Origin of the sequence: Rhodococcus sp. MS13 (assembly GCF_013277835.1) — a bacterium.
GTDB lineage: Bacteria > Actinomycetota > Actinomycetes > Mycobacteriales > Mycobacteriaceae > Rhodococcus_F > Rhodococcus_F erythropolis.
This window is the reverse complement of the sequence record NZ_VBTL01000018.1, coordinates 3,320-17,046: the sequence shown is the minus strand read 5'-3', so window position 1 is coordinate 17,046 and position 13,727 is coordinate 3,320. Positions and strand designations below refer to the sequence as shown.

Annotated in this window: 2 protein-coding genes; both read left to right on the top strand. The window is 60.3% G+C overall.

Annotated elements, in window-relative coordinates; all coding sequences use genetic code 11:
• The first annotated feature begins 5 nt into the window (after positions 1-5).
• Positions 6-4,703: an amino acid adenylation domain-containing protein gene (locus tag FEZ59_RS29660; RefSeq protein WP_346343263.1), complete on the top strand. Its 4,698-nt coding sequence runs from the start codon at positions 6-8 to the stop codon at positions 4,701-4,703.
• Between the two features lie 273 nt (positions 4,704-4,976).
• A partial coding sequence (locus FEZ59_RS29655) for a non-ribosomal peptide synthetase (protein WP_172933565.1) occupies positions 4,977-13,727 on the top strand: 8,751 nt, incomplete at its 3' end.

The following is a 13,727-nucleotide window of genomic DNA, read 5'->3' as shown; positions in this document are numbered from 1 at the left end:
CTGCGGTGGCGTCCAATCGTGGGGCCAAGCATGCGTTCGTCATCGGAGAAATTGAGCATTCGTCTCTGAAAAAGATAGCGCGTGAGTCGAATTCGTCGTTGTTCATGGTGGTGCATGCGGCGTTGGCGGTGTTGTTGGCGCGGTTGTCGAGTACGTCCGATATTGCGATCGGTACTCCGGTGGCGGGTCGTGGTGAGCAGGTTCTCGATGATTTGATCGGGATGTTCGTCAATACGTTGGTGTTGCGAACGGAGGTGGATTCTTCGGAGTCGTTCTCGGAGTTGTTGGGCCGGGTTCGTGAGGGTGATCTGGGTGCGTTTGCGCATGTAGATCTCCCATTCGAGCGTTTGGTGGAGGTGCTCAATCCGGCGCGGTCGCAGGCGCGCAATCCGTTGTTCCAGGTGATGCTGTCGTTCCAGAACATGGAGCAGTCGGTGCTTCGACTTGGTGATCTGACAGTTGCGGGCGTCGACGCCAACACCGTGGCGGCGAAGTTCGATCTGCAGTTGACCATGGTCGAGCAGTTCGACGAGTCCGGTGCGCCGGCGGGGATGGCGGCGCAATTCACGTATGCGACGGATCTGTTCGACGAGTCGACTGTGGCTGGCTTTGCCGACAGGTTCGGGCGCATCCTTGCTGCGATCACCGTCGATCCGTCAGTTCGGTTGGGTGATATCGACGTACTTACTGCTGCTGAGCGCAGCAACCTTCTCAGCTGGTCCACTGGTGGGCGCACAGCGTTGGCAGGGGCCTCCCTGACTGCGATGTTCGACGAACAGGTTGGGCAGACCCCTGATTCTCTTGCCGTCGAGTGCGATGGCGAGGCGCTGACCTACGGGCAACTCGACGCCTACGCAAACGTGGTGGCCGAGCGATTGACGGCGGCCGGCGTCGGTCCGGATGACGTCGTCGCGTTGATCGTGCCGAGGTCGGTCGAGTGGGTCGTAGGTATGTTGGCGGCGTGGAAGGCGGGTGCTGCGTACGGGCCGATCGATCCGTCGTACCCACAGGATCGGATCGAAGCGATAATTGCCGACACTGGCGCCCGATGTGCGGTGAGTACGACGACTCTCGATCTGGCGGTGGACGTCATCGTCCTCGACAGCATCATTCGCGATTCGCCGATTGTGGAGGGGCCGACGGATCGATGGCGTGAGCTCGGTGCGGGGGACCGCTTGGGGTATGTCATTTCGACATCCGGTTCGACTGGTCGTCCGAAGCCGACGTTGGTGCCGATGGCGGGCATCGAGAATACGGTGGCCTGGTATCGCAGCGAGTTGCCCGAAACTGGTGCTCTTTTGATCGCGTCTTCACCCAGTTTCGACCTGACGCAGAAGAACGTCTGGGCAGCGCTGAGCAGCGGTCGGACCGCAGTGCTTGCCTCAGACGGTTTCGATCCGGATGCGATCGTCGCTCGCGTCGGGCACGGTGACGTCGCAGTGGCGAACATGTCGCCGAGCGCATTCGAAGCCGTGGTGGATTCCGATGAGGAGTCTGCTCTGAGCGTTCTCGATGTTGTGTTCCTTGGAGGCGAGTCGATCCGGCTCAATCGTCTTGGCAGTTTGTTGTCAGGCGGCGTACGCCTGGTGAACAGTTACGGCCCGACGGAAGCGTCGGACGTGGTCTCGTTCCACGCAGTGACTGCGCATGACACCGTCAGCGTTCCGATCGGTGCACCGGTGCCGAACATGGATCTGTTCGTTCTGGATCGGTCGTTGGGTATGGTGCCGCCGGGCGTGATCGGCGAGTTGTATGTCGGTGGTGTCGGTGTCGGTCGCGGATACGGAAACCGAGCAGCGTTGACGGCGGAGCGTTTCGTCGCCAACCCCTTTGCGGGCGGGGAGAGGGGCGCCTCAGATGGCGGCAGCAGGTTGTATCGAACCGGCGACCTCGTCAGGTGGAACGGTCGGGGCGAGCTCGAGTACATCGGCCGATCGGATTTCCAGGTCAAACTGCGGGGGCAGCGTATCGAACTCGGCGAGATCGAATCTGCTCTGATCTCGCACGAGGCGGTTTCAGATGCGGTGGTCGTCCTGCACAGCGATGCGACGTTCGGCGACAGCCTGGTCGGGTATGTCGTGGGAACTGCAGTAGATGCGTCCGAAGTTCTGGAGTCTGCCCGGGCCGTGCTTCCGACGTACATGGTGCCCTCGAAGGTTCTTGTCCTCGACGAGCTTCCTCTCAATGCTTCGGGCAAATTGGATCGAAAGGCTCTCCCGTCACCGGTATTCGAGGCAGCAGAGTTTCGGGCGCCGGTCACAGCGGTGCAGGAAATTGTTGCGTCGGTGTTCGGAGATGTGTTGGGCGCGGAGCGGGTCGGTCTGGATGACGATTTCTTTGCGCTGGGTGGTAATTCGTTGATCGCTACCAGGTTGGCAGCAAGATTGGGACAGGCGCTCGATGCGCAGGTCCCGGTGCGCGTGCTGTTCGAGAACTCGACAGTGGAAGGTTTGGCTGCAGTAGCGCAAAAGACCGCAGGTTCCGGTGCGAGGATGGAGTTGGAGGCGCGGGAACGTCCAGAACGTCTTCCTCTGTCCTTGGCCCAGCAGCGAATGTGGTTGGTAAACCAGATGGATCCCGGTTCTGCGGCATACAACATTCCGTTGGCTCTGCGATTGACAGGGAACTTGGATGTCGCGGCTTTGCGCCAGGCTCTTCACGACGTTTTGGTTCGACATGAGTCGCTCCGGACCAGCTACCCGAGTGACATCGAAGGGCCGGTTCAGAAGATCGTCGCGATCGACGAACTCCTTTCGCCTCTCGAAACGATTCAGGTGGACGACGAGGCCGCGGCGTTCAATCGCGTCGTGGAGTTGGTGACGACCGGATTCGACGTCGCTCAGGAAGTACCTGTACGCACTGGGTTGCTCGAGTTGGGGCCGGCAGACTTCATATTCGTCTTGGTCGCTCATCACATCGCCGCTGACGGTGAATCGATGGGACCTCTGGCCCGAGACATGATGGTCGCCTATGAGGCCCGCATGCGCGGTACCGCGCCGTCGTGGACGCCGTTGACTGTTCAGTACGCGGACTTCGCGATCTGGCAGCGCGAAGTGCTCGGTAGCGTCGACGAGATCGGCTCGCAGGCTGCACAGCAACTCGACTTCTGGCGCCGGACGTTGAACGGTGTGTCGTCGACGCCCGGATTGCCTTCCGACCGTCAGCGACCCGCGCAGATGTCTGCAAAGGCCGGTGTCTCGGAGTTCTCCGTCAGTGCGGACACGGCGACGCGGCTCAACGAGATTGCGCGCGAACACAACGCCACATTGTTCATGGTTGTGCATGCCGCGCTTGCAGTTCTCATCTCACGGTTGAGCGGAAGCCGAGATTTCGCGATCGGAACAGTTGTAGCCGGGCGAGGTGAGCAGCAACTGGACGACATAGTCGGAATGTTCGTCAACACGCTCGCACTCAGGACCGCTCCGGACCTCGGAGCAGGATTCGGCGAATTGGTCTCGCTGGTTCGAAATGTCGATCTCGAGGCATTTGCGAACGGCGACATACCGTTCGAGGAAGTTACCGGCGCGTTGTCGGCGTCAGCGAACGAGCTTTTCCAGGTTGCACTGTCGGTCGAACCGATGGCAGGAGCCGAGTTCAGTCTGCCGGATCTGAAGATCTCGGCAGTCGAGGGTGTGGAGGCGACTGCGAAGTTCGACCTCCAACTCAATCTCAGTTCTGATCCGATCACAGGAGGACTGATTGGCCATTTGGTTTTCGCCGCCGATCTTTTCGACCAAGCGACCGCCGACGCACATGTCGAGCGATTCGTACGCGTTCTCGATCGGGTGTCCTCGGATCCTTCACGTCCGATCGGTGACATCGAACTGCTCACCGACTCCGAACGAGCAGAAGTCCTCGGCTCCGTGGACACAACGCCACCCCCGGCCGTTGGCGCTTCGACGGGCCGACTCGTGCCACAGCGATTGGCGAACTCCGTTGAGGCTGATCCTGACGCCGTAGCAGTCGTGTGCGATGAAGAGGAAGTGACATACCACGAGGTCGATGCACGATCATCTCGCCTTGCGCGCCACCTCATCAGTCTTGGGATCGGCCCGGGTGACGCAGTTGCGATGACAGGGCTGCGTGGCATCGAACTGGTAGTGGCGATCTGGGCGCTGTCCAAAGCAGGCGCGGCAGTACTCGTGGGAACTACAACAGGAGCAGCGCGTACGCCTGGAAGAGGAACAAACCCGAGTGTGGCCTTGACGCTGACTTCGGGCAGTGCAGATTCTGATGTCGCGCTGGATACGATCCTCGACCTGAACGAGTCCGGGGTTGTCGAATTGGTGGCGTCGTATTCGAGTCGTTCCGTGAACTACACGGATCGGCTTCGTCCGCTGAGTGGGGACGACGTCGCGGTCGTGGTTACCGGATCACACTCTGACCAGATCACCCATGGAGAGCTCGCAGCGAAGTTGGATGCTATGTCGCAAAAGCACGACGTCGACTACGAATCGCGTTTGATGTACTTCGGTCCCGACGACGATGAAACATCGGTTCTGACGATTCTGCTTGGCGGGGCGGTCGGTGGCGTCGTACTTCTTTCCTCGGAAGAGGCGAAGGACGCAGAGGTACACGAGCTCCTTGAAGAGGAGTGGGTTTCGCACGCGGTTGGTCCGACAGACGTCTTCACAGATGTCGTCGAAGGAGGTCTGCCTGATCTACGCCTGGCCTGTGATCCCGCGACGTGGACTCTGAGCTGACGCCGCCGTTCAGGAAGTCGATGGACTCCCATATCCCGAACAGTCCGATGATGTCCACTCCGCGACAGCTGTAACAATGGTTCGGTGTGTCCGATCAACTATTGGGGCTTTACCGGGACGTCGAACGCGATTTGCCCAGGTCAAGGGTAGAACCTCGGAAGTGATCGGATTCCTGCGAATACTGATCGAACTGCAGTACCAAAGCGAAGGTGAAATTGTCTTGACGCAGCACGTGTTCCTCCAGCATGCCGTTCGAGTGCAGGTCGTGACCGCATGAGCTCCGATGGTGTGACGCCAGGGACGTCGGTAGCTCGCAAGGCACGTCGAGAGCGTCCGGCACGCGGCCGTCGTGCCAGCACATCGTTGCTTCCGCAACTGCTGGCGGCGGCCGTCGAGCTGGGGCCCGAGCGGGAGGCGTTGCGGTTCGAAGGACGTTCGCTGTCATACGCAGAGTTGGACGAGCAATCGTCTCGTTTGGCGAGATTGTTGATCGCCGGCGGCATGGGGCCAGAGGATCGGGTTGCAATTTCGATACCGCGGTCCATCGAGTCCGTTCTGGCACTGTGGGCAGTCGCCAAGTCCGGCGCCGCCTTCGTCCCGGTTGATCCGAACTATCCAGCCGATCGCGTGGCCTACATGATCAGCGATTCTGGAGTTTCGGTCGGGTTGACCACTGAGGGTGCACGCGCCGGGTTAACTGACTCGGTCGGGTGGATCTCGATCGATGCTTCGGACACTGTCGAGTCGTTGGCCGCTGTCTCCGGCGCGCCAGTGACGTATGACGAGCGGGTAAGAACACTGCGTGAGCAGCACGCCGCGTACGTCATCTACACATCCGGCTCCACAGGGCGACCCAAGGGTGTTGTTGTTTCGCATTCGGGGCTAGCCGTCCTGCAGCGAGAGCAAATTCGCATGCTGTCGCTCGACGGCAATTCACGGGTTTTGCACTTCACGACTCCAAGCTTCGACGTATCGATCTTCGAACTACTCGAGACGATCGGAGCAGGCGCCGTCATGGTGATTGCCCCATCGAGCATCTACGGTGGGCCCGAGCTAGCCGAGCTGATCAAGACAGAGCGAGTGACGCATGTCGGCGCTACTCCTTCGGTGCTCGCATCGGTGGATCCATCTGGACTCGACGATGTTGCTGTCGTCGTGGTCGCGGGTGAGGCGTGTCCGCCAGAGTTGGTCGCGAAGTGGGCGCCCGGACGCCACTTTTTCAACGCGTACGGCCCGACCGAGATGACGATCGTCACGAACATGACGGAACTCGGCGCGGGTGATCCCGTCACGATCGGTGGTCCGATTCGTGGTGCAGCGTCTTTGGTATTGGATGCTCGCTTGCAGCCTGTACCGACGGGGACTACGGGTGAGCTCTATCTTGCAGGGCCGCAGGTTGCGCGCGGATACCACAATTTGGCAGGAATGACGGCCGATCGATTCATCGCGAATCCCTTTGGGGCCCAGGGTGAACGAATGTACCGCACGGGGGACGTGGTGCGGTGGACGGAAAGTGCTGCCGGCGATCGTAGCGTCGAATACGTCGGACGGTCCGATTCCCAGGTCAAGATCCGTGGCTTCCGCATCGAGTTGACTGAAATTGACGCGGTCATCGCACTCGACGAACGGGTCGAGTTTGTGACAACTCTCGGGCGAGTGTTGCCCAGCGGTGAAACGGCTCTAATCTCTTATGTGCTTCCTGCAGTTGGAGCCGTGTTGTCCGGGGATGACGTCCTGGCAGTGGTCAAGACGGATCTTCCCCGTCACATGATTCCGGCGGCTGTCGTTGTCATCGACGAGATCCCCTTGACGCCGGTAGGAAAGCTGGATTCGGCAGCACTTCCTGATCCCGTATTCGAGGCCCGAGAGTTTGTAGCGCCATCCTCCGCTGGTGAGGTCCTGGTCGCGCGCGTATTCGAAGAACTCTTGGGGGTGGACCGAGTCGGCGCTGACGACGACTTCTTCGAACTCGGCGGCAACTCGTTGATTGCTGCGAAATTGGCCGGGCGTCTCAGTGCGGCTTTCGATGTGCGGGTTCAGGTCAAAACGCTGTTCGAGTACTCGACAGTCTCCGGACTTGCATCTGTTCTGTCAGATTCAGCGGGGCATGTGCGAATTGCCTTGGCCCCTCGCTCTCGTCCGGAGCGGATACCTCTTTCCCTTGCACAGTCGCGGATGTGGTTCTTGTCGAGATTCGACTCTGTGTCTGGTGTGAACAACATTCCGATCGTGTTGCGGTTGTCCGGTGCCGTCGATGTTTCGGCACTGTCCGCAGCGCTGTCGGATGTTGTTGCGCGGCACGAGGTGTTGCGGACCGTCTACCCGGAATTCGAGGGCATCGGGTTCCAACAAGTACTTCCGGTGGACGAATTCGTGGGAACTGTATTGCCCGAAACTGTCGACGCGGCCGACTTGCTCGGTGTGCTGACGCCAGTGGTGGCAGAGGGGTTCGATGTCACGGTCGAGGTGCCATTGCGGGTTCGTTTGTTCCAGACGGGCTCGTCGGAGTTTGTATTGGCGTTGGTGATTCACCATATTGCTGCTGATGGCGTGTCGTTGGGGCCATTGGTGCGTGATGTGTCGGTGGCGTACGTGGCGCGTGCGGGTGGTCAGGTTCCGCAGTGGGCGCCGCTGGCGGTGCAGTACGCGGACTTCGCGTTGTGGCAGCGTGAGGTGTTGGGGTCCGAGGGCGATCCGTCGTCGTTGATGTCCGAGCAGTTGGGGTATTGGACGTCGGTGTTGGCGGGGTTGCCGGAGCGGATCGAGCTGCCGGCGGATCGCCCGCGGCCGTTGGTGGCATCCAATCAGGGGGCGAGTTACCAGTTTTCGATAGAGGCGCGGTTACATCGAGCGCTCGAGCAGTTGGCGCTTGATCGTAATGTGTCGTTGTTCATGGTGGTGCATGCGGCGTTGGCGGTGTTGTTGGCGCGGCTGAGCGGTAGTGACGACGTTGTGGTGGGCTCTCCGATCGCAGGGCGGGGTGAGCCGGAGCTGGACGATCTGATCGGTATGTTCGTCAATACGTTGGTGTTGCGGGCCGAGGTGGATTCTTCGGAGTCTTTTTCGGCGTTGTTGGGTCGGGTTCGTGAGGTCGATCTCGGGGCGTTCGGCAACGAGGACGTGCCGTTCGAGCGTTTGGTGGAAGTGCTTGATCCGGCGCGGTCGCAGGCCCATCATCCGTTGTTCCAGGTTGCGCTGTTCTTTCAGAACATGGCGCAGGATGTCGTGGAGTTGCCGGGACTGTCGATTGCCGGTTTCGACGCCGGTGTCGAGATCGCGAAGTTCGATCTGCAGTTGACGGTGACGCCGTTGGAGGAGGACGGCGTCGGTGTGGGGATGCCGATGTCGTTGACGTATGCGACGGATCTGTTCGACGCGTCGACAGTTGTTTCGTTTGCGGAGCGGTTGGTGCGTGTTCTGGAAGCGATGGTGGCGGAGCCTGATTCGGTTGTTGGGGATGTGGAGTTGCTCGGTGAGGACGAGCGATCGCAGGTGTTGGTGACGGTCAATGACACCGTTCACGAGTTGACTGACGACGCTTTGTTGCTCGACGGGTTTGTTGCGCAGGTGGCGGCGACGCCGGGTGCGGTGGCGGTGATGTTCCAGGGACAGTCTCTGTCGTATGCGGAGTTCGGGTCTCGGGTGAACCGTCTTGCGCGGTATCTGATTTCGGTGGGTGTGGGGCCGGAGTCGTTGGTGGCGTTGGCGATGCGTCGGTCGGTTGATCTTGTTGTGGGTATGTATGCGGTGGTTGCTGCGGGTGGGGCGTATGTGCCGTTGGATCCGGATCATCCGGTCGAGCGCAATGGTCATATTCTCGGGACCGCGGCGCCGGTGTGTGTGTTGTCCACTGCTGGTGACGGTGTGGTGTTGCCGGGTGAGTTCGATGTGGTGTTGATTGACGAGTTGGATGTGTCCGGGTTCTCGGATGCGCCTGTGTTGGATGTGGATCGTGTTGCGCCGCTGCGTGGTTCGAATGCTGCGTATGTGATTTTCACGTCGGGGTCGACGGGGAAGCCGAAGGGTGTGGCGGTTTCGCATGAGGCGATCGTCAATCAGATGGCGTGGATGCAGGGTCAGTATGTTCTGACTGGGTCGGATGTGTATTTGCAGAAGACTGCGACGACGTTCGATGTGTCGTTGTGGGGCTTCTTCTTGCCGTTGGCGGTGGGTGCTCGGTTGGTGGTGGCCACTCATGACGGTCATCGGGATCCGGGGTATTTGGCGTCGGTGATCGCTGATCAGCGTGTGACGGTGACGGACTTCGTGCCGACGATGCTGTCGGTGTTCGCGGGGGAAGTCTCTGCCAGCCAGTTGGATTCGCTGCGTGATGTGTTCGTCATCGGCGAGGCGTTGCCGGCGCAGACGGTGCGCGATTTCGGTGTTGTTTCAAGCGCGCGGGTTCACAACTTGTATGGTCCGACCGAGGCCGCGGTGTCGATCACGTTCGCGGATGTGACGGATGCTGTCCACGGTGGTGTGGCTTCTATTGGTGTGCCGCAGTGGAATTCGCAGGTTTTCGTCTTGGATTCGCGATTGCGTCCGGTGCCGGCGGGTGTTGCGGGTGAGTTGTATCTTGCGGGTGATCAGTTGGCTCGTGGGTATGTTTCTCGTCCGGATTTGTCGGCGGATCGCTTCGTGGCGAATCCGTTCACTCATGGCAGTGTCGGCGATCGGATGTACCGCACGGGGGACTTGGTGCGGTGGGGCTGGTCGGGGGAGCTCGAGTACATCGGGCGCACCGATTTCCAGGTGAAGTTCCGGGGTCAGCGGATCGAGTTGGGGGAGATCGAGTCGGCCCTGGTGGCCGATGTGTCGGTGTCGGTGTCGTCGGTGGCGGTGGTGTCGACCAAGACCGGTGATCAGTTGGTGGGGTATGTGGTGCCGACGTCGGGAGCGGTGGTTGATGTTGCGGCGCTTGTGGATTCGTTGGGGTCGGTGTTGCCGTCGTATATGGTGCCGTCGCAGATCATGGTGTTGGATGCGTTCCCGCTGAATGCTTCGGGGAAGTTGGATCGGAAGCTGTTGCCGAAGCCGGTGTTCGAGGCTGCGGCGTTCCGGGCTCCGGTGACTCCGGTGGAGGAGTCGGTTGCCTCGGTTTTCGCCGAGGTGTTGGGTGTGGATCGGGTCGGGCTTGATGATGATTTCTTTGCTTTGGGTGGCAATTCGCTGATTGCGACTCGGATGGTTGCCCGCCTTGGGCAGGCGCTCGATACGCAGGTTCCGGTACGGGTGCTGTTCGAGGTGTCCTCGGTCGAGGGCGTGGCTGCCCGAGTTCAGACCAAGATCGGTTCGGGTGCTCGGGCGGCATTGACTGCTCGGGTGCGCCCGGAGCGGGTGCCGTTGTCCCTTGCACAGCAACGGATGTGGTTTCTGAACCAACTCGACCCAGAGTCGCCGGTCTACAATGTTCCTCTCGCGATCCGGCTTTCAGGGAAGCTGGACGTGGCGGGGCTGAAAGCTGCTGTTTCCGATGTCCTGGCACGGCACGAGTCGCTCAGAACATTGTACCCAAGCGATACAGATGGACCAATGCAGGTAATTGTTCCACCCGAAGATGTCGTGCTGGACTTGAGTCCAGTCGAGGTCGACGCCGAGTCTGTAATGCTGCGCGTAGCAGAGGTTGTCGGACAGGGATTCGACGTCGGTGCTGAGGTCCCCGTTCGAGCGAAACTGTTCAGCCTTGGCTCTGACAACTACGTGTTGGTTGTCGTGATCCACCACGTTGCCGGAGACGGTTCCTCGGTCGGTCCACTCGGGCGCGATGTCATGGTCGCGTATGAGGCCCGATCTCGGGGCGTAGTTCCGGGGTGGGCGCCTCTCGGAGTGCAGTATGCGGACTATGCGTTGTGGCAACGCGAGATGTTGGGCTCGGACGGCGACCCGGATTCGATCGCGTCGAAGCAGATTGCATACTGGCACGCGCAGTTGGCTGACGTTCCGCCGGTCCTGAATCTCCCCTTGGATCGTGCCAGGCCGGCGATTCAGTCATTGCGCGGAGCGACAGTCGATTTCACAGTCGATGCACGCCTTCATTCAGGCTTGTCGAGGCTCGCAGAGGGCCACAACGTGACTGTCTTCATGGTCATTCACGCGGCGGTGGCTGTTTTGATGTCCAGACTGAGCAGTTCTCCGGACGTGGTCCTTGGTACTCCTGTCGCAGGACGCGGCGAGGCCGAACTCGACGATCTGATTGGTATGTTCGTCAACACGCTGGTCTTACGCACGAACGTCGAAGCGTCGGAAGGATTCGGTTCGTTCCTGGAGCAGGTGCGTGAAATCGATCTATCGGCGTTTGCCAATGCGGATGTGCCGTTCGAGTGGTTGGTGGATGAGATCGACCCCGTGCGTTCTACTGCGCATTCACCGCTGTTCCAGGTTTTGTTGGTGTTCCAGAACTTTGCGCAAACGCAGTTCGTGTTGCCAGAACTCACGATTTCCGGGATCGAAGCGGACTCGGGAACGGCGAAATACGACCTTCAGATCACTCTGTCCGAGGTCATCAGCGAGTCGGGAGAACCCTCGGGGATGCACGGGTCGTTCAACTACGCAACCGACCTGTTCGACGAATCAACGGTGTTGGAATTCGTCGATCGTCTGTTGCGAATTCTGAACACAGTGTCCGCAACTCCGGACGTACTGGTGGGTGATATTCCCGTACTCTCACAGAGCGAGAGTGAACAGGTACTGGCGCAAGCTGTTTCGGCCGGTTCTTTGTGCTCGGACAATGCGACGCTGGTCTCGTTGTTCGACGAGCAGGTTGCGCGGACGCCTAACTCTGTCGCGTTGGCCATGGACGGAATTGAACTTACGTATGCGGAGTTCGATGCCAAGGTCAATCAACTCGCGCGTCACCTCATTTCCGAAGGAGTCGGACCTGAGCAGTTGGTCGGTGTGGCGATGCGTCGGAGCATTGACCTCGTGGTTGCGGTCTACGCCGTTCTGAAGGCTGGGGGCGCCTACGTTCCTATCGATCCAGATCATCCAGCAGAACGCACCGAGTACGTCGTAGAGGCGGCGGATCCGGTACTGATTCTGACTACCGCTCGCGATCAGTTCGCGTCGACGGGTCGACGGATGGTGACTGTCGAGGCTCTGAACTTGGACGGGTTCCCATCTCGCCGGATAGCCGACTCTGAACGCAATTCGCCTTTGCGATCGGAAAACACGGCGTATCTGATCTTCACTTCAGGTTCGACAGGTCGCCCCAAGGGCGTTGCGATTACACACAGCGCAACGGTGAACCAGTTGGTGTGGGCTCAGGCGACCTACAGGCTTGATCGCTCGGATGTGGTACTGCACAAAACGCCGATCACCTTCGACATTTCGGTCTGGGAATTGTTCTGGACTCTCCAAACTGGAGCGAAACTGGTCATCGCGGTTCCCGACGGACACCGGGACGCAGATTATCTTGCGAAAACCATTGCGCAAGAGCGGGTCACGACTGTGCATTTCGTTCCGTCGATGTTGAACGCATTCATGTCCGCGGTGCCCGCGCCGCTGCCGGAGTCGGTGCGTCGCGTCTTTGTCGCAGGAGAGGCGTTGAGCGCCGACACCGTACGCCGATTCAGCGGGTACGCGTCGGCGAGCCTGCACAACTGGTACGGGCCTGCCGAGGTCGAGGTGGTAACAGCTTGGGAGGCGACTTCTGAGGCGATGGTCGTCCCGATCGGTTCGCCCGTCGCTAACACGTCCACTGTTGTGCTTGACGGCCGGTTGGCGCCAGTGCCGGTGGGTGTGGCCGGTGAACTGTATTTGGGTGGACCGCAGGTGGCTCGTGCATATCACGGTGAGCCTGCTATGACGGCGCTGCGATTTGTCGCCGATCCGTTCGGATCAGCCGGCGCCAGGTTGTACCGCACCGGAGATTTGGTTCGATGGACCAAATCGGGGGAGCTGGAGTACATCGGCCGTAGCGATTTTCAGGTGAAGTTGCGTGGTCAGCGGATCGAACTGGGTGAGATCGAATCAGCCCTGCTCACACATGAGAACGTCAACGACGCCGTCGTCGTGATGCACTCTGACTCCAAGTCGGGTGACAGCTTGGTTGGGTATGTGGTGCCGGCGTCGGGTGCGGTGGTTGATGTTGTGGCGCTTACGGATTCGCTGCGTACGGTGTTGCCGTCGTACATGGTTCCGTCGTTGATCATGGTGTTGGATGCGTTTCCGCTCAATGCGTCGGGGAAGTTGGATCGGAAGTTGTTGCCGGAGCCGGTGTTCGAGGCCGCGGTGTTCAGGGCTCCGGTGACGGCGGTGGAGGAGATCGTCGCGTCGGTGTTCGGGGATGTTCTCGGGGTCGAGCGTGTCGGGTTGGATGACGATTTCTTTGCTTTGGGTGGTAATTCTTTGATTGCTACTCGGGTGGCGGCGCGGTTGGGGCAGGCGTTGGATGCGCAGGTTCCGGTGCGGGTGTTGTTCGAGGCGTCGTCGGTGGAGTTGTTGGCTGCTCGGGTGGAGTCGGAGGTCGGTTCGGGTGCGCGGGCGGCGTTGACTGCTCGGGTGCGTCCGGAGCGGGTGCCGTTGTCGTTGGCGCAGCAGCGGATGTGGTTCTTGAACCGTTTCGATACGTTGTCGTCGGCGAACAATATTCCGGTGGCGATTCGGTTGTCGGGGTTGTTGGATGTGGCGGCTCTGCAGGCTGCTGTGTCGGATGTTGTTGCGCGGCATGAGATTTTGCGGACGGTGTATCCGGAGGTCGACGGTGTCGGCTTCCAGGAGGTGTTGTCTGCGGATCGGGTGCGGTTGGATTTGTCGCCGGTGGCGGTGTCGGAGTCCGATGTCGTCGGTGCGGTGACGGAGTTCTTGTCGACCGGTTTCGATGTGGCGGTGGAGGTTCCGGTTCGGGCGCGGTTGTTCGCGGTGTCGGAGTCGGAGTTCGTGTTGGCGCTGGTGGTTCATCACATCAGTGGTGATGGTGTGTCGATGGGGCCGTTGACGCGTGATGTGATGGTGGCGTACGAGGCTCGTTCTCGGGGTGAGGTTCCGGGGTGGGCGCCGCTCGAGGTGCAGTATGCGGATTACGCG